A 25,753-nucleotide genomic window follows, 5' to 3' on the forward strand; every position below is an offset into this window, starting at 1 on the left:
TTTCATTGTCATAATATTTACTCTACGAGAATATTAATATGAACATGACCTCTCGCCCTACAGCAAAAGATATTCCACGCCAGCGTTGGCTGAGAATTATCCCACCGATTCTTATTGCCTGTATTATTTCCTATATGGACCGCGTTAATATCGCATTTGCGATGCCGGGCGGTATGGATGCCGAACTGGGTATTTCCGCCACCATGGCGGGGCTCGCTGGCGGTATTTTCTTTATCGGTTATTTATTCTTACAAGTCCCTGGCGGAAAAATTGCCGTACACGGCAGCGGCAAGAAATTTATCGGCTGGTCGCTGGTCGCCTGGGCCATTATTTCCGTACTGACCGGTTTAATCACCAATCAATATCAACTGCTGATCCTGCGCTTCTTATTAGGGGTAGCGGAAGGCGGCATGTTGCCGGTGGTGCTAACGATGATCAGCAACTGGTTCCCGGACGCTGAACGCGGCCGCGCCAACGCCATTGTGATTATGTTTGTGCCGATTGCCGGGATTATTACCGCCCCGCTGTCAGGCTGGATCATCACCGTTCTCGACTGGCGCTGGCTATTTATTATCGAAGGCTTGCTCTCGGTGGTCGTGCTGGCGCTGTGGGCATACACCGTTTATGACCGTCCGCAGGAAGCGCGCTGGATATCCGCAGCGGAAAAAACCTACCTGGTCGAAACGCTGGCGGCGGAACAAAAGGCGATTGCCGGAACTGAAGTCAAAAATGCCTCGCTCGGCGCGGTGCTCTCTGACAAAACCATGTGGCAGCTCATCGCCCTTAACTTCTTCTACCAAACCGGGATTTACGGTTACACCCTGTGGCTGCCGACCATTCTGAAAGAGCTGACCCATAGCAGCATGGGACAAGTCGGCGTGCTCGCCATCCTGCCCTACGTTGGCGCGATTGCCGGTATGTTCCTTTTCTCTTCGCTCTCCGATCGTACCGGCAAACGCAAGCTATTCGTCTGCCTGCCGCTGATCGGCTTCGCACTGTGCATGTTCCTCTCCGTGGCGTTGAAAAATCACATCTGGCTGGCCTATGCCGCGCTGGTTGGCTGCGGATTCTTCCTGCAATCCGCCGCAGGCGTGTTCTGGACCATACCGGCACGCCTGTTCAGCGCCGAAATGGCCGGCGGCGCCCGCGGGGTGATCAACGCTCTCGGTAACCTCGGCGGCTTCTGCGGTCCTTACGCCGTGGGCGTACTGATCACCCTCTACAGCAAAGATGCCGGCGTCTATTGCCTGGCTATCTCACTGGCGCTGGCGGCCCTGATGGCGCTGCTGCTGCCGGCAAAATGCGATGCCGGCGCAGCACCCGCAAAGACGATGACTCCGCGTAACCACGCAGCTTAAAACTGTCCCGGACGGCCAGGCGCCGTCCGGAAAAACTGGAAGACTAAGATGAGTGAAAAAGAGACCTTCTGGCTGGGTATCGATTGTGGCGGTACTTATCTAAAAGCCGGTTTATATAACAGCCAGGGCGTAGAGCGGCGTATCGAGCGCTGCCCTTTACGCACCCTCAGCGCGCAGCCGGGATACGCCGAGCGGGAAATGGATCTGCTCTGGCAACGCTGCCATGAAACCATCGCCAGGCTGCTCAGCGCCGCTAACGTCAATGGTAAGCAAATCAAGGGCATCGCTATCTCCGCGCAGGGCAAAGGGCTATTTCTACTTGATAAACAGGATCGCCCGTTAGGTAACGCGATGCTCTCCTCCGATCGTCGGGCGTTGGAAATCGTTCAACGCTGGCAGCAGGATGGCATCCCTGAGCGACTGTATCCCCTTACCCGCCAGACGCTGTGGACCGGCCATCCCGCTTCATTGCTGCGGTGGCTGAAAGAAAATGAACCGCAGCGCTATGGGCAAATCGGCTGCGTCATGATGGCCCATGATTATCTTCGCTGGCGTTTAACCGGGATGAAGGGCTGCGAAGAGAGCAACATTTCTGAGTCCAATCTCTACAACATGAACAGCGGGCAATACGACCCACGCCTGACCCAGTGGTTAGGCATAAGTGAAATTGACGAGGCGCTACCGCCGATCGTCGGCTCTGCGGAAATATGCGGGGAAATCACCGCTCAGGCGGCCGCCGTTACCGGTCTGGCGGCGGGAACGCCCGTCGTCGGCGGTCTGTTTGATGTGGTTTCTACCGCGCTCTGCGCGGGCCTCAATGATGAATCAGTGCTCAATGCGGTGATGGGGACCTGGGCGGTTACCAGCGGGATCACCCACGGGCTGCGTGAGCATGAAGCTCATCCTTACGTCTATGGCCGTTTCGTCAATGACGGTGAATACATCGTCCACGAAGCGAGCCCCACCTCTTCCGGCAATCTTGAATGGTTTACCGCGCAGTGGGGCGGGCTCTCATTTACCGAGATTAATGAGGCCGTCGCCAGCCTGCCAAAAGCGGGAAGCGAGCTCTTCTTTCTGCCGTTCCTTTACGGTAGTAACGCCGGCCTGGAGATGACCGGCGGTTTTTACGGCATGCAGGCCATGCACACCCGCGCGCATTTACTACAGGCGGTGTATGAAGGGGTGGTCTTCAGCCATATGACGCATCTCAACCGCATGCGCGAGCGCTTTACCCAAGTCCAGGCTCTGCGCGTCACCGGCGGTCCGGCGCATTCCGAGGTATGGATGCAAATGCTGGCGGACGTCAGCGGTCTGCGCATCGAACTGCCGCAGGTTGAAGAGACCGGTTGTTTTGGCGCCGCGCTTGCCGCCCGCGTCGGTACCGGCGTCTATCGCCACTTCCGCGAGGCCCTGAGCAGCCTGCAGCATCCGGTACGAACCCTGCTGCCTGACATGACCGCACACCGTCTTTATCAGCGTAAATACCGCCAATACCAGCAATTGATTAGCGCACTACAGGGCTATCACGCCCGCATTAAGGAGCACACATTATGAGCCGACCATTACTACAACTGGCGCTCGACCATACCAGCCTGGAAGCCGCCCAGCGCGATGTCGCCGTACTGCGCCATCACGTTGATATCGTGGAAGCGGGCACAATTCTGTGTCTGACGGAAGGACTCAACGCGGTAAAAGCCCTGCGCGCCCAGTGTCCGGATAAAATCATCGTCGCCGACTGGAAAGTCGCCGATGCTGGCGAAACGCTGGCCCAACAGGCCTTTGCCGCAGGCGCCGACTGGATGACCATTATCTGCGCCGCGCCGCTGGCGACCGTTGAGAAAGGCCATGCCGTCGCCCAGTCCTGCGGCGGCGATATTCAGATTGAACTCTTCGGTAACTGGACGCTGGATGACGCGCGCGACTGGTACCGCATCGGCGTCCGCCAGGCGATTTATCACCGCGGCCGCGATGCGCAGGCCAGCGGCCAGCAGTGGGGCGACGCCGATCTGGCGCGTATGAAAGCGCTGTCGGATATCGGCCTGCAACTGTCTATTACCGGCGGCATCACGCCGGCCGACTTACCCCTGTTTAGCGATATTGACGTCAAAGCGTTTATTGCCGGACGCGCGCTGGCGGGCGCGGCGCAGCCCGCGCAGGTGGCAGGTGATTTCCACGCCCAAATCGACGCCATCTGGGGAGAGCAGCATGCGTAATCATCCCTTAGGCATCTATGAGAAAGCGCTGGCGAAAAACCTTAGCTGGCCGGAACGGCTGGTGCTGGCGAAAAGCTGTGGTTTTGATTTTGTCGAAATGTCGGTCGATGAAACCGACGAACGTCTGGCGCGCCTGGAGTGGAGCGCCACCCAGCGCGCCTCTCTGGTCGCGGCGATGCTGGAGACCGGGGTAGCCATTCCGTCAATGTGCCTGTCTGCCCATCGCCGCTTCCCGTTTGGCAGCCGCGATGAGCCAACCCGCCTGCGGGCGCGCGAGATCATGACCAAAGCCATTCAGCTGGCTCGCGATTTAGGGATCCGCACCATCCAACTGGCAGGCTATGACGTCTACTACGAAGAACACGATGACGGCACGCAGCAACGCTTTGCCGAAGGGCTGGCGTGGGCGGTCGAACAGGCGGCCGCGGCGCAGGTCATGCTGGCGGTCGAAATCATGGACACCGCGTTTATGAACTCCATCAGCAAATGGAAAAAGTGGGACGAGATGCTCGCCTCGCCGTGGTTCAGCGTCTATCCGGACGTCGGCAATCTGAGCGCCTGGGGCAACGACGTCAGCGCCGAGCTTAAACTGGGCATCGACCGCATCGCCGCTATCCATCTTAAAGACACGCTACCCGTAACCGCACAATCGCCGGGGCAGTTTCGCGACGTCCCCTTCGGCGAGGGTTGTGTCGATTTTGTCGGCATCTTCAAAACGCTGCATGAGCTGAACTATCGCGGTTCATTCTTAATTGAGATGTGGACGGAAAAAGCCAAAGAGCCGGTACTGGAAATTATACAGGCACGCCGCTGGATAGAAGCGCGGATGCAAGAAGGAGGTTTCACATGTTAGAACAATTGAAGTCTGAGGTATTAGCCGCCAACCTGGCGCTACCTGCGCATCAGCTGGTGACGTTCACCTGGGGCAACGTGAGCGCCGTCGATGAAACGGGCAAGCTGATGGTTATCAAGCCATCCGGGGTGGAGTACGACGTCATGCGCGCTGACGACATGGTGGTCGTCGATATCGCCAGCGGCCATGTGGTTGAAGGCGCTAAAAAGCCCTCCTCCGATACGCCAACCCACCTTGCCTTGTACCGCCGCTACCCGCAAATCGGCGGTATCGTTCACACCCACTCGCGCCACGCGACTATCTGGTCGCAGGCAGGGTTGGATTTACCGGCCTGGGGCACCACGCACGCGGATTATTTTTATGGCGCGATCCCCTGCACCCGCCTGATGACTGCCGATGAAATCAATGGTGAATATGAGTATCAGACCGGCGAGGTGATCGTTAAAACCTTTGAAGCGCGCGATCTCGATCCCATGCAGGTCCCGGCAGTGCTAGTGCATTCACACGGTCCGTTTGCGTGGGGTAAAAACGCCGCCGACGCCGTGCATAATGCCGTCGTCCTCGAAGAGTGCGCTTATATGGGGCTTTTTTCCCGTCAGCTCACGCCACAGCTGGCCGATATGCAGCAAGAACTGCTCGACAAACATTATCTGCGTAAGCACGGCGCGAATGCCTATTACGGACAGGACACGCCTTCTATGCCGAATTAATGTGCTCTTTGCAGTAGCGTCGCTTCCAGGCCGCGGGAGTCAGGCTGGTATGTTTGCGAAAGATTTTGCGGAAATAGCCCACATCGTTAAAGCCGCACTGCCGCGCCACCTCGCTAAGCGATAATGAATCGCTGATTAACAGCTTCTCCGCCGCCCTTACCCGTTGGCGGTGTAATGCGTCGGTCAGCGTTAAATGAAACGCATGGCGATAAACCCGCCCGAGATAGTCCGCGTTGCAGTGCAGTTCTTTGGCGAGGGTCGCCGCGGAAAGCGGCAGATGATACTGGGTAAGGATTATCTGCTGTGCTTTCCACGCCAACGCATTACCAGGAGTATCGACCGGCAACTCTTCTGCAGCGGCGGAAAGTTGCTGCAAAATCAGCAGCAATATTAATTCCAGCGCGACGCTGCGATGAATATTTTCCTGCTCACGCAAGAATTGGCGGAATAGCGAAATAATATATTGAGGTTCAGCTACGCGGGTATGCTGCGGCAGCGCAATTTTTGGCTGACATGATGAAACCAACGCCTCCGGGATCATTTCAAAATGGAGCCAGTAGAATTTAAGGTCTGCCGGAAATTGTTCCACACCTACATGTAACCGCTCCGGCCAAAGCAGCAAACTTTCTCCGGCACGAACGCAGAATGTCTCCTCATCTTCGCGAATCGTTAATGTCCCCTTTTCAACAAAAATGATCTCCCAGGACTGTAACTTCCTCGCCGGGTGGCTGCCGATGCCGCGAGAGATAAACAGGCCACCATTTTGGACTTTAATTGGCAGCGGCATGGATAAATTAAGCATATATATTCAATATTCTATTATCACGACAATAATTAAGTGGATTACGCTTTGATTATTCATCATAAAATAGCGCTCTGCCGGATCGAAATCACATTTTCGCGATGAAGTCGGAATCGTCATCTTTTTATACTTTTTCCTTCCCTTGTTGCCGTTAATATTCCGTGCAAAATAATTAACGTACTTTGCTAATGACAAAACCAAAGCCCGCCATACAGCGGAATATTTTCCGAATATCCTTCCCGGGAGTTATTTATGACTTCGGCTCCGATTACCACAAGTGAAATAGCGCAACGCGCGCAGGACGACACGTTATCCCTCCGTGAAAAAATAGGTTACGGCCTGGGAGATGCCGGCGGGACCGTGATTACCTGCCTGATCATGAATTTTCTGACCTTTTTTTATACCGATGTCTTTGGTCTCACCCCAGCGCTGGTCGGCACGATGTTTCTTGCGCTGCGCGTTTTCGATGCCATTTCCGACCCGGTCATGGGCGTGCTGGCCGACCGCACGCAGAGCCGCTGGGGGCGCTTTCGCCCGTGGCAGCTATGGATTGCGGTGCCCATCGGCATTATCGGCGTCCTGACCTTCACGGTGCCGGATGCCGGCATGGGGGTAAAAATCGCCTGGGCGTTTGGCACTTATCTGCTGCTTTCTGTCAGCTACACCGCCATCAACGTTCCCTACTGCGCGTTAATCAACACCATGACCAGCCGCCACAACGAGGTGATCTCCTGCCAGGCGTGGAGATTCGTCCTGTGCGGCGTGGCCGGTTTTCTGGTCTCCGTCGGTCTGCCGTGGCTGGTGAAAGCGCTCGGCCAGGGCAATATCGCACAGGGCTATCAGTACGGCGTCGGCGTACTGTGCGCCATTGCCGTGGTGATGTTCCTGTGCTGCTTTTTCTGGGTGCGCGAGCGCGTGTCGCTGGATGTGATGGGCAAATTTACCCTCCGCGAACATGTTGCCGGGCTGCGTAAAAACGATCAGCTGCTGCTGATGCTGGTGATGTCTTTCCTGCTGATCAACGTGTTTAACATCCGTGGCGGCGGCTACATGTATTTCATCACCTACGTGCTGGGCGGCTCGACCGGCTACACCTCACTCTTTTTCACCATGGTGACTTTCGCTTCGATTTTCGGCTCCGTCATTATTAACCTGCTGTCACGCCGCTTCGATACGGTTAAGCTTTACTATTACACCAACCTGCTGCTTGCCGCGCTGGCGGTAGCGATGTGGTTCCTGCCGACCGGGCCCGCCTGGCAAACCTTGTGGCTGGCGGTCATCCTCGGCAACGGCATTATTCTCGGCTTCACCCTGCCGCTGCATTTCTCGCTGATGGCCTTCTCCGATGACTATGGCGAATGGAAAACCGGCGTGCGCTCCTCGGGGATGAACTTCGCCTTCAACCTGTTCTTTATCAAGCTCGCCTGGGCCTCAAGCGCCGGCATTATCAGCCTGGTCTTTATTTTCGTCGCCTATCAGCCAGGCGCCGATAACCAAACGGCCTCTTCACTGGCCGGGATCGCCGCGATGGAAACCCTACTGCCCGCGCTCTTTCACCTGTTGCTGGCGTTCGCCATCCGCGCCTGCAAGCTCAATAACCCTATGATATCGCGCATCACCACCGACCTGCGCGCGCGTCACGTTCAGTCTTAAGGAGTCTCCGTCATGTCCGTAATGGAAGTCGATCTGCACAAGCTTAAAATTAATGATCCGTTCCTCGGTCAGTATCAGCAACTGGTGCGCGATGTCGTGATCCCCTACCAGTGGGACGCGCTCAATGACCGGATCGCCGAGGCCGATCCAAGCCACGCGATAGAAAACTTCCGCATCGCCGCCGGGCTACAGGAAGGGGAATTTTATGGCATGGTTTTTCAGGATAGCGATGTGGCGAAATGGCTGGAGGCCGTCGCCTGGTCGCTATGCCAACAGCCGGATGCCGAGCTGGAAAAAACCGCCGATGAGGTGATCGAACTGGTGGCTGCCGCACAGTGCGCCGATGGCTATCTCAACACCTATTTCACGGTAAAGGAGCCGAACGCCCGCTGGACCAACCTTGCCGAATGCCACGAGCTATACTGCGCCGGGCATATGATTGAAGCGGGCGTCGCTTTCTTTCAGGCCACCGGCAAACGCCGCCTGCTGGAGGTGGTTTGCCGCCTGGCGGACCACATTGATAGCGTCTTCGGCCCCGCCGACCACCAGCTGCACGGCTATCCGGGCCACCCGGAGATTGAACTGGCGCTGATGCGCCTGTATGACGTCACTCAGCAGCCGCGCTATCTGGCGCTGGTCAATTACTTCGTCGAACAGCGTGGAACACAGCCACACTTTTACGATATCGAATACGAGAAACGCGGCAAGACGTCCTACTGGAACACCTACGGCCCGGCATGGATGGTAATGGACAAACCCTACAGCCAGGCGCATCTGCCGATTGCCGAACAGCCCACTGCCATTGGTCACGCGGTACGTTTTGTCTACCTGATGACCGGCGTCGCGCATCTGGCGCGGCTGAGCAAGGACGAAGGCAAGCGCCAGGATTGCCTGCGGCTGTGGAACAATATGGTCCAGCGCCAGTTGTATATTACCGGCGGCATCGGCTCACAAAGCAGCGGTGAGGCGTTTAGTAGCGATTACGATCTGCCAAATGATACGGTATACGCGGAAAGCTGCGCCTCTATTGGGCTGATGATGTTTGCCCGCCGGATGCTCGAGCTAGAAGCGGACAGCCAGTATGCCGACGTCATGGAGCGCGCGCTTTACAACACCGTGCTGGGCGGCATGGCGCTCGACGGTAAGCACTTCTTCTACGTCAACCCGCTGGAAGTACAACCAAAAGCGCTGAAATTCAACCATATCTACGACCATGTGAAGCCCGTCCGCCAGCGCTGGTTTGGCTGCGCCTGCTGCCCGCCGAATATCGCCCGCGTGCTGACCTCGCTCGGCCACTATATCTACACGCCGCGCGATGAGGCGCTGTATATCAACTTGTATGTCGGCAATCAGGTAGAAGTTGCGGTCGGCGAGGAGACATTGCGCCTGCGCATCAGCGGCAACTATCCGTGGCAGGAACAGGTCAAAATCGCCATCGATTCGCCTGTCGCGATCGCTCATACTCTGGCGTTACGCCTGCCGGACTGGTGCGACCATCCGCAGGTGACGCTGAACGGCCTTCCGGTCGCCGAGGATATCCGCAAAGGCTACCTGCACATCAATCGCCGCTGGCAGGAAGGCGATACCCTGGTACTGACGCTGCCGATGCCGGTGCGTCGTCTGTATGGCAATCCGCTGGTGCGCCATCAGGCAGGCCAGGTCGCCCTGCAGCGCGGCCCGCTGGTCTACTGCCTGGAACAGGCGGATAACGGCGAGGCGCTGCATAATCTGCAGCTGCCACGCGATGCGCAGTTCACCACCTTTGAAGGAAAAGGGATTTTCGCTCATAAAATGCTGATTCAGGCGCCGGGCTACAAGCTGACGGCAGAACGGGCGGAGCAGCAGACGCTCTGGCGATACGACAGCCCCGCCGCTACCCGCGAGGCGCAGACGCTCACGTTCATTCCGTGGTTTAGCTGGGCTAACCGCGGCGAAGGTGAAATGCGGGTGTGGGTACAGGAAAGCGCATAAGCAAAAGGCAAGAAAAACGCCCGGCAGCAAAGGCCGGGCGCTTTTTGTTTTACATCGCGGCGCGGAAAATCGCCATGATTTCTTCGTGAGTCGCCTGAATCGGATTGGTTAAACCGCAGGCATCTTTCAGCGCGTTGCTGGCCAGTAGCGGAATATCCTCTTCTTTAACGTTCAGATCGCGCAGACCGGCCGGAATGCCGACTTTACGCGCCAGCTCGCGGATGGCCGCGATGCAGGCTTCCGCCCCCTGTTTGTCATTCAGCCCGGCAACGTTCACACCCATCGCCTGCGCGCAGTCACGCAGACGCGCGGCGGCGACGCTGCAGTTATACTCCTGCACGAATGGCAGCAGGACGGCGTTGCAGACGCCGTGCGGCAGATCGTAGAAGCCGCCCAGCTGGTGCGCCATCGCGTGGACATAGCCCAGCGACGCGTTGTTGAAGGCCATCCCGGCGAGGAACTGCGCATAGGCCATTGCTTCACGCGCCTGTTCATTACCGCCATCTTCCACTGCGTGAGTTAAATTCTGTGAAATCATGGTCATCGCTTTCAACGCGCAGGCATCGGTGATCGGCGTCGCCGCGATAGAAACATAGGCTTCGATAGCGTGAGTCAGCGCGTCCATACCGGTAGCGGCGGTCAGTGATTTCGGCATCCCCATCATCAGCGAAGAGTCGTTAACCGACAGAACCGGCGTCACGTGCTTATCGACAATCGCCATTTTGATGTGGCGATCGACATCGGTGATGATGCAGAAGCGGGTCATTTCCGAAGCCGTACCGGCGGTGGTATTGATAGCGATCATCGGCAGTTGCGGTTTTGCCGAACGGTCCACCCCTTCATAGTCACGGATGTTGCCGCCGTTTGCCGCGACCAGCGCGATCCCTTTCGCGCAATCGTGCGGCGAACCGCCGCCCAGAGAAATCACGCAGTCGCAGTTATTCTCTTTCAGCAGCGCCAGGCCGTTTTCGACGTTCAGAGTCGTCGGGTTCGGGTGCACGCCGTCATACACCACGCTGAAGATATCCCGTTCCTGCAACGCCTTTTGTACTTCACCCGCCATACCTAATTTATTCAGCATCGCGTCGGTGACGATTAATGCCCGACGATATCCGTATTGCTGGATAGTATTCATCGCTTCAGTAACAGAACCAGCGCCAATAACGTTTACTGGCGGAATATAAAAAGTCGATGCAGCCATGATGATTCCTTCATTTAGGTGAATATCATGGAAGGGTACGAGGATGTCGCAATAAAAAACATGACCTGAACGCCATTTTTGGCAAGAAATTGGATGAAAAACAGTACGTTAATATTTTCATTTTTAACGTACTGTTAAACATTACCGGCTTAATTTTTCATTTGCGTTATTATTCGCCGTTTTTATTTTCAGGGAATAACAGCGCGTCGCGGAGAAGATGATCGTTACCACGACGGCGGGTAAAGCCAATGCGGTCGAAATATTCAAGAATTTGAATCGCCAGTTTACGGCCAATATTTAGCGTATCGCGAAAATCCGCTGCGCAGGTGGAACCGCGCTGCAGATCCAGGCGGCGGATCAACTGCGCAAATTCAACGATGCGATCGTTGCGATAATAACGATCTTTTACGATCGCCGTAATCATCCCCTGCTGCGCCGCCTGCCGCAGCACCGCGCGCATCAACGACTCTTCGACGTTCAGATCGCGCGCCAGGTCGCGTACCCACCATGGCTCATCGGCGAAGAGCGGTTCCACGCGCTGCCAGATGGCCTGCTGCTCATCGGTAAACCCGGCTTTATGCTCCGGCAGGTGCAGCCAGCCGTGATGGCTTTGAATGACGCCGCTGCTGCGCATCTGTTCAATCAACAGCAGCACCAGCGCTTCATCTTCCATCGGCAGCGCAATTCGCCGCAGGCGTTCACGACCGGGCCCCGGCTCATCGCGATGCTGGTCGTGATAACGGGCCAGCGCGTCGAGCAGCTTTTTCTGCCAGCGGGCGGCCAGCGGCGCGCTAAGCAGACTGTTACCGGCCTGCAGGTAATCCGGACGGTTAATTAATGCCGTCAGGCCGTCGGCGCTCAGCTGCCGCGCCCAGGCAAACTCGTCAAGACGCACCGCATCACGCTGCAGATGAATATCCAACGCCTGCGCGTCGTCTCGCGCGGCGGCGAGCAAAGAGAGCCACTGCAGATATTCCGGTTTGCGTTTACCGCGGCGCGGCGGATTCAGCGTCACCACCCGCGCGCCAGCCAGCGTCAAACGGGCGGAGATATCGCGCAACACCAGGCGATCGTTATCCGCCAGCCACAGCGGGGTATCCAGCACCAGCTCGGCCAAATTGCCTTCCAGTAGCGAAACGCGGCCGGTGATATGGCTGGCGGCATGATGGATATGCAGCGACTGCCACTGGCTGAGCGGCGCGTGGCAGGTCAGCTCGACAATCGCCCGCTCGCAAGGTTCTGCGGGCTGCGCCGAGAGCAGCCAGTCGCCGCGGCTGAGATCCTCTTTTTGCGCGTCGCCGACGATGTTCAGCGCGATACGCTGCCCGGCCCGCGCCTGTTCAACCGGCTGATTCTGCGCATGCAGCCCGCGGACGCGCATGGGTTTATTGGCGCCGGTCAGCCAGAGGGTATCGCCGATTTTTACCTCGCCGGATAACGCCGTTCCGGTCACCACCAGCCCCGCGCCCTTGACGGTAAAGGCGCGATCCAGCGCCAGACGAAAACGCTGCTGTCGCGGATGCTCGCGCTCAGCCAGCTGAAGCAAATGGCTGCGCAGTTCGGCAATGCCGAGATTTTCCGTCGCCGCGGTGGCGAAGAAAGCAGCGGCGTCGAACCCCAGCTCGCTCAGCGTGGATTCCACCTGCGCCCGAACTTCGGCAACGCGCGCCGCTTCCACGCGGTCCGTTTTGGTCAACGCGACGGTTAACGTCGGTTTTCCCGTCAGCTGCAGAATCGCCAGATGCTCGCGGGTTTGCGCCATCACGCCGTCATCGCAGGCCACCACCAACAGCGCGTGATCGATCCCGCCCACGCCGGCCAGCATGTTGGACAAAAACTTTTCATGCCCCGGAACATCGATAAAACCCAACACCCGGCCATCGGGCTGCGGCCAATAGGCGTAGCCGAGATCGATAGTCATCCCGCGTGATTTCTCTTCCGGCAGGCGATCGGCGTTGACGCCGGTAATCGCCTGCAGCAGCGTGGTTTTGCCGTGGTCCACATGACCGGCGGTGGCAATAATCATCTCAATAACATCTCCATAAACCGGGGTTCATCTTCAAGACAGCGCAGATCCAGCCACAGACGGCCATCATAGATTCTGCCGATCGTCGGTATCGGTAAGGCGCGCCAGCGGGCGGCCAGCGCTTCCAGCTGGCTGCCGCGACCATCGCGCGGCGTAAAGGTTAACGCGGCGCTGGGCAGTCGCTCGACCGGCAACGACCCGCTGCCAATCTGCGACAAACACGCTTCAACGCGCACCTCAAAATCGCTATAGTGCGCCGCCAGCCCAGGCTGTATGCGCTCGCCCTGCTGGCGAATATCCTCGGCGCGGCGGGTTAGCAGGCGCAGCGTCGGCAACTCGTCGGCCAGCGCTTCCGGATGCAGATACAGGCGCAGAGTCGCCTCCAGCGCCGCCAGGGTCATTTTATCCGCCCGCAGCGCGCGCTTAAGCGGATGACTCTGTAACTTCGCGATCAGCGACCTGTCGCCGACGATAATCCCCGCCTGCGGCCCGCCGAGCAGCTTATCGCCGGAAAAGCTCACCAGGTTCACGCCCGCGGCAATCAATTCCTGCGGCATTGGTTCTTTCGGTAAACCGTACTGGCTCAAATCCACCAGCGAGCCGCTGCCGAGATCGGCCACCACCGGTACGCCATATTCGCGGCCAATTTCCGCCAGTTCCGCTTCATCAATCGCTTTGGTAAAACCTTCAATGCTGTAGTTGCTGGTATGCACTTTCATCAGCAGGGCGGTCTGCTCATTGATAGCCTGACGATAATCTTTGGCGTGGGTGCGGTTAGTGGTGCCCACTTCATGCAGCAGACAGCCGGCCTGGCGCATGACGTCGGGGATGCGAAATGCGCCGCCGATCTCGACCAGTTCGCCGCGCGAGACCACCACTTCTTTCCCGCTGGCCGTCGCCGCCAGCATCAGCAGCACCGCCGCCGCGTTGTTATTGACGATACAGGCATCTTCCGCGCCGGTAATGCGGCACAGCAGATCGGCCAATGCCCGGTCGCGATGACCGCGTCCGGCATCATCGAGATCGTATTCCAGCGTGACCGGCGCGCGCATCGCCTGCGCTACCGCCTGTACCGCGGCTTCCGCCTGGATTGCGCGCCCCAGATTGGTGTGCAGCACGGTGCCCGTGAGGTTGAATACCGGACGCAGCGCGCTCTGCTGGTTAAGATTCAGCCGGCTGGCGGTCTCTTGTGGCCAGTCGTCGCACCACTCTGGCAATGCCTGCGCCTGGCGGATATGCTCCCGCGCCTCATCCAACATCTGGCGCAGCAGCGCCACGATTTGCGAATGGCCATGACGATCGAGCAGTAAAGCAAAAGCGGGATCGCGAAGTAAACGATCAATGGCCGGAAGCCGGGTATAAAGCGCGCGAGTATCGGTAGACATGAGTGAACCTGACGATAAGTTATTTTCCCCCCTCCCGACGGGAGAGGGAGTCAACAATGAGTGGCGATTGTAACGCCTGCGCGAGGAAACTGTTACCTGCCTGGGTCAACTCCCTGGCGGTTCGGTACGCGCAAAACTGGCGCGCTGAAATAAGGTCTCGACCAGTTTGACCAGTTTTGGCCGCGTCGCGCACCATCCGGGAGCCACGCGACGGAAATTCAGATAAGCAATGGCGCAGGCGGCAGTAATGGTCGCCAGATTCAGTTCACCATTACGCAAGGTACCGTCGACGGCATACCCTTCCAACATATCAAGACCGCGGGCGATTTTTTCCCGCTGGCGGAGCAGCTCGGTTTCTGACTGCTGGGCCGCCGGACGCGCTTTTTCCCGCACCAGCGCGATCGCCGCCTCCATGATGCCGTCAGATAAGGCTTCCAGCTGGCGTATCTTCAGCGCCGCCAGAGGTTCCGCGGGCAGCATCGCCGGCGCGACGTTAAGCAGTTCCAGATATTGCGCAATAATGGGCGAATCAAACCAGCACGCGTCGTCATCGGTCAGCAGCGCCGGGACTTTACCCAGCGGGTTGTACTGCGCCACGCCGTTGACGTCGTTATAGGGGAATTCGTTCACAAACTCGAAGGGAATCGCCTTTTCCAGCAAGATGACGGAAATTTTACGTACAAAAGGACTGGTATAGCTGCCGATAAGTTTCATTGCCTGCTCCTTTCGCCAACGAAAAGATCAGTATGGTTCAGGCGCAGGCAAATGGCAGGCGCGACGTTGTCTCAACCTGCCGCCGATCGCATTAATGATCGAGATAGAGGTAGTGCATCCAGCTGGTCATGCGCAGCAGCACTTTTCTCATCACCGACACGTGGGTGAAATGGTCGGAATAGACCGCTACCTGGGCGTAGATGCCGTCGGGCAGCGCATCGACTTGCGCATCGGGATCCAGTTCAATCGTCGCCAGCACGCCATCGGTACCCGGCGTGACGCTCAGCGACTGCAGCGATCCCTGCGCCTGATAAGTCCCCCCCGGCACCACCGGCAATACGTTTACCAGTTTACCGTGGAATACCTGCCCTGGCAGTGCGTTAAACACCGCTTCGGCATCATCGCCGGCTTCCAGCCTGAGCAACGAATTCTGGCGGAACTGGGCGACAATCAGCCGTTTTTGTTGCGGAATAAAGACCATCACCGGGCGCAGCGGCAGCGACGCGGCGTAGGTTCCCGGGCGAATCAGTACCTGGGTAATGTAGCCATCGCTCGGCGCCCGGACGGTGGTCTGATCGAGATTATATTTCGCTTCCGCCAACTGCGCGCGCAGGCTCACCACCTGCGACTGTTCGCCATTCAGCGTGCTATCCAGTTGGCTCTGAATCTGCGCCTGCTCGGCGACGGAGGCTTTCACCAATGCATCCTGGGCAAGGTAGTTTTGCCGGGCATTATCGATATCGCTTTCCGAAAACGGGTTGACCCGCGCCTGGCTGCCTTTCAAATAGCGCTGATAATCTTTATACAGCCGGTCGCGCTCGGCGGAAACGCGCACGGTGTTCGCCTGCGCTTCCTGCAGTTGGGCTTTCAGGGTGTTGATACTGTGCAATGCGGTGACCAGATCGGCCTGCAGTCGGTCGACACGCGCCTGGTAGCGCGCCGGGTCGATAGTAAATAATACCTCGCCCTTTTTCACCCGCTGGTTGGCTTTATCGGTCACGCTGCTGACAATGCCGGTAACCTGCGGCGTAATAGGAATGGAAATAACCGCTTTCTGCGCCGTAAAAGTATAAGGGTGGTTATAGTTCATCAATAAAATAAGCGCGCTAACAATAAATACGCCGCCCAGGGCCGCGGTCGGGACCGTCCATTTATTTACCGGAATACGGAATATTTTAAATACCGACCACGCAATGGCCACGTACGTCAAAATGATCAACAGGTCCATGATTATTTCTCCGTCGAGGATGGCGGCGCTGTCGGCTGCAGATGCGCGATTTTATGTTCGAGTTCAGCGATACGCTGATTGAGCTGCGCCAGCTCGCTGTCGGCATCATCAGGCCCTGCTTCATTCGGCTTATGCTGCATTCCCCAGCCGCGCTCCGGCTGATAGAGGGTGGCCCAGATCCATAAAAATGGCCATATTACGTGCAGCGTAAACAGGCTGACCCACCCCGCGACGTGAATTGCGTCAGAGTGCGGATGATTACGTTTCTTCGCAATCAGGTACGGAATATCGTGCAAAATAATAATCCCGTAAAAAATAACCAGAAAAACGAAGATCAGAACGCCCAGCGCAAAATAATTGAGAAACATAATTTCCTCGATTCACGCTAATAGATTATTGGAATTGTGAGCGACCGCGAAGCGGCGCCTGGCTGACAATTTGAGCATAATTCACCGTATTCATTTCCGCCATCAGCGGCAAAAAATGTTCTTCATGCAGGCGAGTTGCAAAGTTACATCGTTGGCCGTTGGGGAAGACAGAACCTGCCGCAGATCACACAAGACGGAATTGAGCGCAAAATATTTTGTGATTCATATCACAAACAAATAACAAAACAGCAAAGTTATAATGTGACAACCATCACATAAATATGCGATTTATGGCCTCCCATTACGTGTTGTTGTTTTTTTACACATCATTTTTGTGATTGAGATCACTACATATAAGTACCAGCCCCCTATATTTATGTGATGCACATCACATAAAAAGTCACTTGCTGGACAGCTTAACGATTCAGTGCCAGATTTCGCACTATCAATCAGGGTCCGGCTACCTCTGCCGCCACATTAACAACAAACCTCGGGCGTTCAGCCTGCGCGATAAGCAAAACAGAAGAAGGGGTGTTTTATGTCATCCGATATCAAGATCAAAGTGCAAAGCTTTGGTCGTTTCCTCAGCAATATGGTGATGCCGAATATCGGCGCGTTTATCGCGTGGGGGATTATCACCGCGTTATTTATTCCAACAGGGTGGTTGCCGAACGAGACGCTGGCGAAGCTGGTCGGCCCGATGATCACCTATCTGCTGCCGCTGCTGATCGGTTATACCGGCGGTAAGCTGGTGGGCGGCGAACGCGGCGGCGTCGTCGGCGCTATCACCACCATGGGCGTTATCGTCGGCGCGGATATGCCGATGTTCCTCGGTTCGATGATCGCCGGTCCGCTCGGCGGCTACTGCATCAAGAAATTTGACGCCTGGGTAGACGGTAAGATCAAATCCGGTTTCGAAATGCTGGTGAATAACTTCTCCGCCGGTATCATCGGGATGATCCTTGCCATTCTGGCGTTCCTCGGCATCGGCCCGGCGGTTGAAGTGCTGTCAAAACTGCTGGCAGCCGGCGTTAACTTCATGGTGGCGCACGACATGCTGCCGCTGGCGTCTATCTTTGTTGAACCGGCGAAAATCCTGTTCCTCAATAACGCCATTAACCACGGTATCTTCTCGCCGCTGGGTATTCAGCAGTCCCATGAGCTTGGCAAATCCATCTTCTTCCTGATTGAAGCTAACCCGGGTCCGGGGATGGGCGTCCTGCTGGCGTACATGTTCTTTGGCCGCGGCAGCGCGAAGCAGTCTGCGGGCGGTGCGGCAATCATTCACTTCCTGGGCGGTATTCACGAAATTTACTTCCCGTACGTGCTGATGAACCCGCGTCTGATTCTGGCCGTTATCCTCGGCGGTATGACCGGCGTCTTCACCCTGACTATCCTCAACGGCGGCCTGGTTTCTCCGGCTTCCCCAGGTTCCATTCTGGCGGTACTGGCGATGACGCCAAAAGGCGCCTACTTCGCTAACATCGCGGCCATTATTGCGGCGATGGCGGTCTCCTTTATTGTCTCTGCCATCCTGCTGAAAACCAGCAAAGTGAAGGAAGAAGACGATATCGAAGCCGCAACCCGTCGCATGCACGACATGAAAGCCGAGTCCAAAGGCGCGGCGACGCCGCTGGCCGCGGGCGACGTGGCTAACGACCTGAGCCACGTGCGTAAAATCATCGTTGCCTGCGACGCCGGTATGGGTTCCAGCGCCATGGGCGCCGGGGTACTGCGTAAGAAGGTGCAGGATGCCGGACTGAGCAACATTTCGGTCACCAACAGCGCGATTAACAATCTGCCGCCGGATGTCGACCTGGTGATCACCCACCGCGACCTGACCGAGCGCGCCATGCGCCAGGTACCGCAGGCGCAGCATATTTCGCTGACCAACTTCCTCGACAGCGGCCTGTACACCAGCCTGACCGAGCGTCTGGTTGCGGCGCAGCGCCACATCGACAACGAAGTAAAGGTCACCGATAGCCTGAAAGATAGCTTTGATAATGACGACAAAAATCTGTTCCAGCTGGGCGCGGATAACATCTTCCTGGGGCGTAAAGCGGCCACCAAAGAAGAGGCGATTCGCTTCGCCGGTGAACAACTGGTGAAAGGCGGATACGTTGAGCCGGAATACGTGCAGGCGATGCTTGACCGCGAGAAGCTGACCTCGACCTATCTTGGCGAATCCATCGCCGTACCGCACGGTACCATCGAAGCGAAAGACCGGGTGCTGAAAACCGGCGTCGTCTTCTGCCAGTATCCGGAAGGCGTGCGCTTCGGCGAAGAAGAAGATGAAGTCGCGCGTCTGGTCATCGGTATCGCCGCTCGCAACAACGAACACATTCACGTTATCACTAGCCTTACCAACGCGCTGGATGATGAAACCGTGATTGAGCGGCTGGCGAAAACCACCAGCGTCGAAGAAGTCCTGTCGTTGCTGAATAAATAACCACAACGCTCCACGCCCTCTCCCTTTGGGAGAGGGTTGGGGTGAGGGAAAAGCCTCACCCCAGCCCTCTCAGGTAAAAACATTAATTGAAGGTTAATACTATGAAAGCATTACATTTTGGCGCAGGTAATATCGGACGTGGCTTCATTGGCAAACTGCTGGCTGACGCCGGTATCACCCTCACGTTCGCCGATGTCAATCAGGTGGTTCTTGACGCCCTGAATGCCCGTCATAGCTATCAGGTTCACGTAGTGGGCGAAAACGAACAGGTTGACACCGTCTCCGGCGTGAATGCCGTCAGCAGCATTGGCGATGAAGTGGTGGATCTGATCGCCGATGTCGACCTGGTGACCACCGCCGTCGGTCCCGTCGTTCTGGAGCGTATCGCTCCGGCCATCGCCAAAGGCCTGGTGAAACGCAAAGCGCAGGGTATTGAACGCCCGCTGAATATCATCGCCTGCGAAAACATGGTGCGCGGCACCACCCAGCTGAAAGGCCATGTGTTTAACGCGCTGGCGGAAGAAGATAAATCGTGGGTTGAAGCGCATATCGGCTTCGTCGATTCCGCCGTAGACCGTATCGTGCCGCCGTCGGCTTCCGCCACCAACGATCCGCTGGAAGTCACCGTTGAAACCTTCAGCGAATGGATTGTGGATAAAACCCAGTTTAAGGGCGAGCTGCCGAACATCCCAGGAATGGAATTAACCGATAACCTGATGGCATTTGTCGAACGTAAGCTATTCACCTTAAACACCGGGCATGCTATAACCGCCTACCTCGGGAAACTGGCGGGCCATCAAACGATTCGCGACGCGATTCTTGATGAGAACATTCGCGCCGTCGTAAAAGGCGCAATGGAAGAGAGCGGCGCGGTGCTGATCAAACGCTACAGCTTTGATGCGCAGAAACACGCGGCTTATATCCAGAAAATCCTTGGTCGCTTTGAGAACCCGTATCTGAAAGATGATGTGGAGCGCGTCGGCCGCCAGCCGCTGCGTAAACTGAGCGCGGGCGATCGTTTGATCAAGCCGCTGCTTGGCACGCTAGAATACGGCCTGCCGCACCGGAACCTGGTAAAAGGGATTGCCGCGGCTATGCATTTCCGCAGCGAAGACGATCCGCAGGCGCAGGAGCTGGCGGCGCTGATTAGCGAAAAAGGCCCACAGGCCGCGCTGGCGCAGATTTCCGGCCTGGATGCGGCAAGCGCGGTAGTGGCGGAAGCCGTTAACGACTACAACGCGGTAAAATGATGTACAACCTGGCGCGGCCGATGCCGCGCCCAATACCACTCCTGTCCGATATGCAGGCAATAATGGAAGAAACACAGGCATTTGAAAACCGCGTACTTGAGCGTTTAAATGCTGGTAAGACCGTAAGAAGTTTCCTGATAGCCGCCGTCGAACTCCTGACGGAGGCGGTCAATATTCTGGTACTTCAGGTATTCCGCAAAGACGATTACGCGGTGAAATACGCAGTGGAGCCATTGCTGGATGGCAGTGGGCCGCTGGGCGACCTTTCCGTACGCCTGAAGCTTATCTACGGCCTTGGGGTGATAAGCCGCGCCGAATACGAAGATGCCGAGCTATTGATGGCGCTGCGTGAAGAGCTCAATCATGACGGTAATGAGTACACTTTCACCGATGATGAAATTCTCGGGCCGTTAGGCGAACTGCACTGCGTCGCCGCGCTTCCGCCGACGCCGCTGTTTGATGAGAGCGATAGGGAACTGCTGGCAATGCAGAAACTGCGCTACCAGCAGATGGTACGTTCAACGATGGTGTTGTCTCTGACTGAGCTGATTTCTCGAATCAGCTTAAAAAAAGCCTTCCAGAAATCAACGCTCTGACTCCGTTTCTTGCTGGTCGCACGTCGGCCGGTACAGCTGCCGGTAATACTCCAGACGACTCAGGAATAGCTCCTTTTTATCCTCAGGAATATCGCGCGGTATCCGCTGTAAACGCGGGCATTTTTTCAGATATTCCATAAACGCCTGGCTCGAGGCCATGAAATCTACCGTTTTATCGATGATACGTGGTACGCCGTCGCCGATTTTCGCCATCACGCTCTCCTCTGTTCAGGGGGATCTTATTAAGGATTGGCGAAAAAAAGGGAGCAAGTTGAGGAAAACGTGCGGAATGGCCGTCAGGCTTCACAAAAATGACAAACAGCTTAATTAAAACGACAATATCATTATTTTTCAAATAATTATAATCTATCTGGTCTCATGCTTATGGCCGTATAGCCGCGAGTATTTCGATAAAAAACTATCAACAAAGGCCCGCCCGGCCCATACTATGTAACGTCGAAGCCCTTTTATTCACAGATAAAATTACCATGAAAGAAGTCGAAAAGAATGAAATCAAGCGTTTGAGCGACCGTCTCGACGCCATCCGCCACCAGCAGGCCGACCTGTCGCTGGTCGAAGCCGCCGATAAATACGCGGAGCTGGAAAAAGAAAAAGCGACCCTGGAAACGGAAATCGAACGTCTGCGTTCCGTCCAGTCGCAGAAGCTGAGCAAAGAAGCGCAGAAGCTGATGAGCATGCCGCACCGTCGCGCTATTACCAAGAAAGAGCAGGCCGATATGGGCAAGCTGAAGAAAAGCGTGCGCGGACTGGTTGTCGTCCACCCGATGACCGCGCTGGGCCGCGAAATGGGCCTCAAAGAGATGACCGGCTTCGCGAAGAGCGAGTTTTAATCTTTTGCCCGCTGTGAGTTCGTCGTCTATTACCCGGTAGCCCTACCGGGCCGTGAACTCACAGCCAATTTCTCCTTCCCCACCAAATTGGCCCAACCAATTATTTCTTAAACCGTCAATCGGTTCACATATCCATCACTTTGCATCACAAACGCGTTGCCACATCATAACATTTGGTTAACCATCAATTGTCGTTAACCCTACAATCGCAATTTGGCTGGGCCAATTTTACAAACAGTGTGATCGGCAATGGGCGCAGACCCAACCTGACGCACTGGATGTGGCCCGATGGAGACCTGCATGAACCTCTGGCAACAAAATTACGATCCGGCTGGTAATATCTGGCTATCGAGCCTTATCGCCTCACTGCCGATTCTGTTTTTCTTTTTCGCCCTGATTAAGCTCAAGCTTAAAGGCTATATCGCCGCCACCTGGACCGTAGCCATCGCGCTGCTTGTCGCCCTGCTGTTCTACAAAATGCCGGTCGATCGCGCCTTATCGTCGGTGGTATACGGCTTCTTCTACGGCCTGTGGCCTATCGCGTGGATTATTATCGCCGCGGTCTTCGTCTATAAAATCTCGGTGAAGACCGGGCAGTTCGACATTATCCGCTCGTCGATTCTTTCGATTACGCCGGATCAGCGCCTGCAGATGCTGATTGTCGGCTTCTCCTTTGGCGCCTTCCTCGAAGGGGCCGCTGGTTTCGGCGCGCCGGTGGCGATTACCGCCGCGCTGCTGGTCGGGCTCGGCTTCAATCCGCTGTACGCCGCCGGGCTGTGCCTGATTGTTAACACCGCGCCGGTGGCTTTCGGCGCCATGGGGATCCCGATTCTGGTCGCCGGCCAGGTCACCGGCATCGATAGCTTCGCCATCGGCCAGATGGTTGGCCGTCAGCTGCCGTTCCTGACCATTATCGTGCTGTTCTGGATCATGGCGATTATGGACGGCTGGCGCGGGGTGAAAGAGACGTGGCCGGCGGTGATGGTCGCGGGTGGTTCGTTCGCCATCGCGCAGTACCTCAGCTCCAACTTCCTCGGCCCGGAACTGCCGGACATCATCTCTTCGTTGGTGTCGCTGGTATGCCTGACGCTGTTCCTCAAACGCTGGCAGCCAGTACGTATCTTCCGCTTTGGCGATATGGGCGCCGCGCAGGTTGATCAAACCCTGGCGCGCACGCATTACACCGTCGGTCAGGTCATTCGCGCCTGGTCGCCGTTCCTGTTCCTCACCGCTACCGTCACCCTGTGGAGCGTGCCGCCGTTTAAAGCGCTGTTTGCGCCGGGCGGGGCGATGTATGACTTCGTGGTTAATATTTCGGTACCGTTCCTCGACAAAATGGTCGCCCGTATGCCGCCGGTGGTGAGCGCCGCGACGCCATACGCCGCGGTGTATAAATTCGACTGGCTGTCGGCGACCGGCACCGCCATTCTGTTCGCCGCTATACTGTCTATCGTCTGGCTGCGTATGAAGCCGAAGGATGCGCTGACCACCTTCGCCGGGACGCTGAAAGAGCTGGCGCTGCCGATTTACTCCATCGGCATGGTGCTGGCGTTCGCCTTTATCTCGAACTACTCCGGGCTGTCATCGACGCTGGCGTTGGCGCTGGCGCATACCGGCCACGCGTTTACCTTCTTCTCGCCGTTCCTCGGCTGGCTGGGGGTTTTCCTGACTGGTTCGGATACCTCGTCTAACGCGCTATTCGCCGCGCTGCAGGCGACGGCAGCCCAGCAAATCGGCGTCTCCGATATTCTGCTGGTCGCCGCGAATACCACCGGTGGGGTGACGGGCAAGATGATTTCGCCACAGTCGATCGCCATTGCCTGCGCCGCGGTAGGCCTGGTGGGTAAAGAGTCGGACCTGTTCCGCTTTACCGTCAAGCACAGTCTGATATTCACCTGCATGGTGGGCCTGATTACCACGCTACAGGCGTATGTCTTAACCTGGATGATTCCGTGAAAGTGATGCCAAAACGCCTGGCTGACGACGTCGCAAATCGCGTCCGGGCGCTGATAGAAGAACAACAGCTGGAGGCGGGCATGCGTTTGCCCGCCGAGCGCCAGCTTGCCGTCCAGCTCGGTGTTTCACGCAATTCGCTGCGTGAAGCGCTGGCGATGCTGGTCAACGAAGGGGTGCTGCTTAGCCGTCGCGGCGGCGGCACCTTCGTGCGCTGGCAGCATGAGCCCTGGTCGGAGCAAAACATCGTCCAGCCGCTGAAAACGCTGCTCGCCGACGACCCCGACTACAGTTTTGATATTCTCGAAGCCCGCCACGCTATTGAAGCCAGCACCGCCTGGCATGCGGCGATGCGAGCCACCGACGCCGAAAAAGAAAAAATCCGCCTCTGTTTTGAAGCCACCCTCAGCGATGACCCGGATCTCGCCTCACAGGCGGATGTTCGCTTCCACCTGGCGATCGCTGAAGCCTCGCATAACGTGGTGCTGCTGCAAACCATGCGCGGTTTCTTCGAGCTTCTGCAATCCTCGGTGAAGCAGAGCCGCCAGCGCATGTATCTGGTGCCGCCGGTGTTCGCGCGTCTGACCGAACAACATCAGGCGGTGATGGAAGCGATCTTCGCCGGCGACGCGGAAGGCGCGCGCCAGGCGATGATGGCCCACCTCGGTTTTGTCCACGCCACCATTAAACGTTTTGATGAAGACCAGGCCCGCCAGGCGCGCATTACCCGCCTGCCCGGTGACCACAATGAAAATTCCAGGGAGAACTCGTGATGATTATTTCCGCCGCCAGCGACTATCGCGCCGCCGCACAGCGTATCCTGCCGCCGTTTCTGTTCCACTATATCGACGGCGGCGCCTACGCCGAACACACCCTGCGCCGTAACGTTGAAGACCTCTCCGACGTGGCGCTCCGCCAGCGCATTCTGCGCAATATGTCGGATTTGAGCCTGGAGACCACGTTATTCAACGAGAAGCTGGCAATGCCGACGGCGCTGGCGCCGGTCGGGCTATGTGGCATGTACGCGCGCCGCGGCGAAGTGCAGGCGGCGGGCGCGGCGGACGACAAAGGCATCCCGTTTACCCTCTCTACCGTTTCCGTTTGCCCGATTGAAGAGGTCGCCCCGACCATCAAACGCCCGATGTGGTTCCAGCTGTACGTCCTGCGCGATCGCGGATTTATGCGCAATGCGCTGGAGCGCGCTAAAGCCGCAGGCTGCTCCACGCTGGTCTTTACCGTGGATATGCCGACCCCCGGCGCACGCTATCGCGACGCCCATTCTGGCATGAGCGGCCCGAATGCCGCCATGCGCCGCTACTGGCAGGCCGTCACTCATCCACAGTGGGCATGGGACGTCGGCCTCAACGGACGCCCGCACGATCTGGGTAATATCTCCGCCTATCTCGGCAAACCGACCGGGCTTGAGGATTACATCGGCTGGCTGGCGAATAATTTCGATCCGTCAATTTCATGGAAAGACCTGGAGTGGATCCGCGATTTCTGGGACGGCCCGATGGTGATCAAAGGGATCCTCGACCCGGAGGACGCCCGCGACGCGGTGCGCTTCGGCGCTGACGGCATTGTCGTCTCCAACCACGGCGGCCGCCAGCTTGACGGCGTGCTCTCTTCCGCCCGCGCCCTGCCCGCCATTGCCGATGCGGTTAAAGGCGACATCACTATTCTCGCCGACAGCGGCATCCGCAACGGTCTCGACGTGGTGCGGATGATCGCCCTTGGCGCCGACAGCGTGCTGCTGGGCCGCGCGTATCTGTACGCGCTGGCGACCCACGGCAAGCAGGGGGTGGCGAATCTGCTCAATCTTATCGAGAAAGAGATGAAAGTGGCGATGACGCTGACCGGGGCGAAATCCATCAGTGAAATCAGCCGCGATTCGCTGGTGCAGAATGCCGAAGCGCTGCAGACCTTTGATGCGCTCAAGCAGGGCAACGCCGCGTAATTCCCTCACTCTCCCCCTCTCCCAAAGGGAGAGTGGATCATCCGGCTGGCATCGGTTTTCTCCCTCTCCCAAAGGGAGAGAGACCGTCCGGCTGGCATCGGTTTTCCCCCTCTCCCAAAGGGAGAGAGACCATCCGGCTGGCATCGGTTTTCCCCCTCTCCCAAAGGGCGAGAGACCGTCCGGCTGGCATCGGTTTTCCCCCTCTCCCTCTGGGA

At 57.2% G+C, this 25,753-nt stretch carries 22 protein-coding genes; 14 read left to right on the forward strand and 8 right to left on the reverse strand.

Going from position 1 to position 25,753, the window contains the following annotated elements:
- Positions 1-38 precede the first annotated feature (38 nt).
- From PGR09_RS15625 to araD, 5 genes are read left to right on the forward strand one after another with little or no spacing between them, the layout of a single operon-like run.
- Entirely contained in the window at positions 39-1,358 is a 1,320-nt protein-coding gene (locus tag PGR09_RS15625; protein ID WP_047047711.1) for an MFS transporter, read from the forward strand.
- A gap of 48 nt (positions 1,359-1,406) precedes the next feature.
- Entirely contained in the window at positions 1,407-2,912 is a 1,506-nt protein-coding gene (locus PGR09_RS15630) for an FGGY-family carbohydrate kinase (protein ID WP_045390687.1), read from the forward strand.
- Positions 2,909-3,571: a 3-keto-L-gulonate-6-phosphate decarboxylase UlaD gene (ulaD, locus tag PGR09_RS15635; protein ID WP_213797575.1), complete on the forward strand. Its 663-nt coding sequence runs from the start codon at positions 2,909-2,911 to the stop codon at positions 3,569-3,571. Before PGR09_RS15630 ends, ulaD begins: the two co-directional genes overlap by 4 nt.
- On the forward strand, positions 3,564-4,424 hold the full coding sequence (locus tag PGR09_RS15640) for an L-ribulose-5-phosphate 3-epimerase (protein WP_045390681.1): 861 nt from the start codon (positions 3,564-3,566) through the stop codon (positions 4,422-4,424). Before ulaD ends, PGR09_RS15640 begins: the two co-directional genes overlap by 8 nt.
- Entirely contained in the window at positions 4,418-5,134 is a 717-nt protein-coding gene (gene araD / locus PGR09_RS15645; RefSeq protein ID WP_047047702.1) for an L-ribulose-5-phosphate 4-epimerase, read from the forward strand. Before PGR09_RS15640 ends, araD begins: the two co-directional genes overlap by 7 nt.
- On the opposite strand, the gene PGR09_RS15650 is transcribed toward araD, so the two are convergent.
- Positions 5,121-5,936, reverse strand: coding sequence for an AraC family transcriptional regulator (locus tag PGR09_RS15650; protein ID WP_320482765.1), 816 nt, complete (start codon positions 5,934-5,936; stop codon positions 5,121-5,123). The two genes, araD and PGR09_RS15650, sit on opposite strands and share 14 nt — an antisense overlap.
- A 252-nt stretch (positions 5,937-6,188) precedes the next feature.
- Here PGR09_RS15650 and PGR09_RS15655 point away from each other — a divergent pair, with 252 nt between their 5' ends.
- Together PGR09_RS15655 and PGR09_RS15660 are read left to right on the forward strand one after the other, a co-directional pair.
- Complete coding sequence (locus PGR09_RS15655; protein WP_430916282.1) at positions 6,189-7,589, forward strand: MFS transporter; 1,401 nt, start codon at positions 6,189-6,191, stop codon at positions 7,587-7,589.
- A 12-nt stretch (positions 7,590-7,601) separates the two neighbouring features.
- A complete protein-coding gene (locus PGR09_RS15660) occupies positions 7,602-9,560 on the forward strand; it encodes a glycoside hydrolase family 127 protein (RefSeq protein WP_430916284.1) in 1,959 nt (652 codons plus the stop codon).
- Between the two features lie 49 nt (positions 9,561-9,609).
- Here PGR09_RS15660 and yiaY read toward each other — a convergent pair whose 3' ends face one another.
- From yiaY to PGR09_RS15690, 6 genes are all read right to left on the reverse strand, one after another.
- Positions 9,610-10,761: an L-threonine dehydrogenase gene (gene yiaY, locus PGR09_RS15665; protein WP_045359266.1), complete on the reverse strand. Its 1,152-nt coding sequence runs from the start codon at positions 10,759-10,761 to the stop codon at positions 9,610-9,612.
- A gap of 169 nt (positions 10,762-10,930) precedes the next feature.
- Complete coding sequence (selB, locus tag PGR09_RS15670) at positions 10,931-12,787, reverse strand: selenocysteine-specific translation elongation factor (protein ID WP_045390675.1); 1,857 nt, start codon at positions 12,785-12,787, stop codon at positions 10,931-10,933.
- Positions 12,784-14,172 (reverse strand): L-seryl-tRNA(Sec) selenium transferase, encoded by a 1,389-nt coding sequence (gene selA, locus PGR09_RS15675; RefSeq protein WP_430916285.1) that lies wholly within the window; start codon positions 14,170-14,172, stop codon positions 12,784-12,786. The genes selB and selA overlap by 4 nt, the downstream gene beginning before the upstream one ends.
- A 105-nt stretch (positions 14,173-14,277) precedes the next feature.
- A complete protein-coding gene (locus tag PGR09_RS15680) occupies positions 14,278-14,886 on the reverse strand; it encodes a glutathione S-transferase (protein ID WP_430916286.1) in 609 nt (202 codons plus the stop codon).
- A gap of 91 nt (positions 14,887-14,977) precedes the next feature.
- Positions 14,978-16,114 carry an HlyD family secretion protein gene (locus tag PGR09_RS15685; RefSeq protein ID WP_042893612.1) on the reverse strand — a complete coding sequence of 379 codons (1,137 nt, stop codon included), beginning with the start codon at positions 16,112-16,114 and terminating at the stop codon, positions 14,978-14,980.
- A gap of 2 nt (positions 16,115-16,116) precedes the next feature.
- On the reverse strand, positions 16,117-16,482 hold the full coding sequence (locus PGR09_RS15690) for a DUF3302 domain-containing protein (RefSeq protein ID WP_315711859.1): 366 nt from the start codon (positions 16,480-16,482) through the stop codon (positions 16,117-16,119).
- Between the two features lie 538 nt (positions 16,483-17,020).
- On the opposite strand from PGR09_RS15690, the gene mtlA reads away from it, so the two are divergent.
- The 3 genes from mtlA to mtlR all read left to right on the forward strand — a co-directional run bounded on the left by mtlA (position 17,021) and on the right by mtlR (position 20,777).
- Positions 17,021-18,931: a PTS mannitol transporter subunit IICBA gene (gene mtlA / locus PGR09_RS15695; RefSeq protein ID WP_047047680.1), complete on the forward strand. Its 1,911-nt coding sequence runs from the start codon at positions 17,021-17,023 to the stop codon at positions 18,929-18,931.
- Between the two features lie 101 nt (positions 18,932-19,032).
- Entirely contained in the window at positions 19,033-20,181 is a 1,149-nt protein-coding gene (mtlD, locus tag PGR09_RS15700; protein ID WP_045390661.1) for a mannitol-1-phosphate 5-dehydrogenase, read from the forward strand.
- Positions 20,181-20,777 (forward strand): mannitol operon repressor MtlR, encoded by a 597-nt coding sequence (mtlR, locus tag PGR09_RS15705; protein ID WP_045390658.1) that lies wholly within the window; start codon positions 20,181-20,183, stop codon positions 20,775-20,777. The genes mtlD and mtlR overlap by 1 nt, the downstream gene beginning before the upstream one ends.
- On the opposite strand, the gene PGR09_RS15710 is transcribed toward mtlR, so the two are convergent.
- Entirely contained in the window at positions 20,766-20,990 is a 225-nt protein-coding gene (locus tag PGR09_RS15710) for a hypothetical protein (RefSeq protein WP_045390655.1), read from the reverse strand. The two genes, mtlR and PGR09_RS15710, sit on opposite strands and share 12 nt — an antisense overlap.
- Before the next feature lie 275 nt (positions 20,991-21,265).
- Here PGR09_RS15710 and PGR09_RS15715 point away from each other — a divergent pair, with 275 nt between their 5' ends.
- The 4 genes from PGR09_RS15715 to lldD all read left to right on the forward strand — a co-directional run bounded on the left by PGR09_RS15715 (position 21,266) and on the right by lldD (position 25,538).
- The gene (locus PGR09_RS15715) at positions 21,266-21,628 is read left to right on the forward strand and encodes a YibL family ribosome-associated protein (RefSeq protein WP_015369186.1); all 363 of its coding nucleotides are present in this window, start codon (positions 21,266-21,268) and stop codon (positions 21,626-21,628) included.
- 300 nt (positions 21,629-21,928) lie between these two features.
- Positions 21,929-23,584, forward strand: a complete 1,656-nt coding sequence (gene lldP, locus PGR09_RS15720; protein ID WP_047047673.1) for an L-lactate permease — start codon at positions 21,929-21,931, stop codon at positions 23,582-23,584.
- Entirely contained in the window at positions 23,581-24,354 is a 774-nt protein-coding gene (gene lldR, locus PGR09_RS15725) for a transcriptional regulator LldR (protein ID WP_015369184.1), read from the forward strand. Before lldP ends, lldR begins: the two co-directional genes overlap by 4 nt.
- Entirely contained in the window at positions 24,354-25,538 is a 1,185-nt protein-coding gene (gene lldD, locus PGR09_RS15730; RefSeq protein ID WP_015369183.1) for an FMN-dependent L-lactate dehydrogenase LldD, read from the forward strand. The genes lldR and lldD overlap by 1 nt, the downstream gene beginning before the upstream one ends.
- Positions 25,539-25,753: the final 215 nt, after the last annotated feature.

The organism is Klebsiella sp. 141251 (assembly GCF_050600725.1).
Classification (GTDB): domain Bacteria; phylum Pseudomonadota; class Gammaproteobacteria; order Enterobacterales; family Enterobacteriaceae; genus Klebsiella; species Klebsiella aerogenes.

Excerpts from the sequence above, each read along its gene's own strand:
- PGR09_RS15625 (WP_047047711.1), top strand. The coding sequence starts at position 39 with ATGAACATGACCTCTCGCCCTACAGCAAAAGATATTCCACGCCAGCGT.
- PGR09_RS15630 (WP_045390687.1), top strand. The coding sequence starts at position 1,407 with ATGAGTGAAAAAGAGACCTTCTGGCTGGGTATCGATTGTGGCGGTACT.
- ulaD (WP_213797575.1), top strand. The coding sequence starts at position 2,909 with ATGAGCCGACCATTACTACAACTGGCGCTCGACCATACCAGCCTGGAA.
- PGR09_RS15640 (WP_045390681.1), top strand. The coding sequence starts at position 3,564 with ATGCGTAATCATCCCTTAGGCATCTATGAGAAAGCGCTGGCGAAAAAC.
- araD (WP_047047702.1), top strand. The coding sequence starts at position 4,418 with ATGTTAGAACAATTGAAGTCTGAGGTATTAGCCGCCAACCTGGCGCTA.
- PGR09_RS15650 (WP_320482765.1), bottom strand. The coding sequence starts at position 5,936 with ATGCTTAATTTATCCATGCCGCTGCCAATTAAAGTCCAAAATGGTGGC.
- PGR09_RS15655 (WP_430916282.1), top strand. The coding sequence starts at position 6,189 with ATGACTTCGGCTCCGATTACCACAAGTGAAATAGCGCAACGCGCGCAG.
- PGR09_RS15660 (WP_430916284.1), top strand. The coding sequence starts at position 7,602 with ATGTCCGTAATGGAAGTCGATCTGCACAAGCTTAAAATTAATGATCCG.
- yiaY (WP_045359266.1), bottom strand. The coding sequence starts at position 10,761 with ATGGCTGCATCGACTTTTTATATTCCGCCAGTAAACGTTATTGGCGCT.
- selB (WP_045390675.1), bottom strand. The coding sequence starts at position 12,787 with ATGATTATTGCCACCGCCGGTCATGTGGACCACGGCAAAACCACGCTG.
- selA (WP_430916285.1), bottom strand. The coding sequence starts at position 14,172 with ATGTCTACCGATACTCGCGCGCTTTATACCCGGCTTCCGGCCATTGAT.
- PGR09_RS15680 (WP_430916286.1), bottom strand. The coding sequence starts at position 14,886 with ATGAAACTTATCGGCAGCTATACCAGTCCTTTTGTACGTAAAATTTCC.
- PGR09_RS15685 (WP_042893612.1), bottom strand. The coding sequence starts at position 16,114 with ATGGACCTGTTGATCATTTTGACGTACGTGGCCATTGCGTGGTCGGTA.
- PGR09_RS15690 (WP_315711859.1), bottom strand. The coding sequence starts at position 16,482 with ATGTTTCTCAATTATTTTGCGCTGGGCGTTCTGATCTTCGTTTTTCTG.
- mtlA (WP_047047680.1), top strand. The coding sequence starts at position 17,021 with ATGTCATCCGATATCAAGATCAAAGTGCAAAGCTTTGGTCGTTTCCTC.
- mtlD (WP_045390661.1), top strand. The coding sequence starts at position 19,033 with ATGAAAGCATTACATTTTGGCGCAGGTAATATCGGACGTGGCTTCATT.
- mtlR (WP_045390658.1), top strand. The coding sequence starts at position 20,181 with ATGTACAACCTGGCGCGGCCGATGCCGCGCCCAATACCACTCCTGTCC.
- PGR09_RS15710 (WP_045390655.1), bottom strand. The coding sequence starts at position 20,990 with ATGGCGAAAATCGGCGACGGCGTACCACGTATCATCGATAAAACGGTA.
- PGR09_RS15715 (WP_015369186.1), top strand. The coding sequence starts at position 21,266 with ATGAAAGAAGTCGAAAAGAATGAAATCAAGCGTTTGAGCGACCGTCTC.
- lldP (WP_047047673.1), top strand. The coding sequence starts at position 21,929 with ATGAACCTCTGGCAACAAAATTACGATCCGGCTGGTAATATCTGGCTA.
- lldD (WP_015369183.1), top strand. The coding sequence starts at position 24,354 with ATGATTATTTCCGCCGCCAGCGACTATCGCGCCGCCGCACAGCGTATC.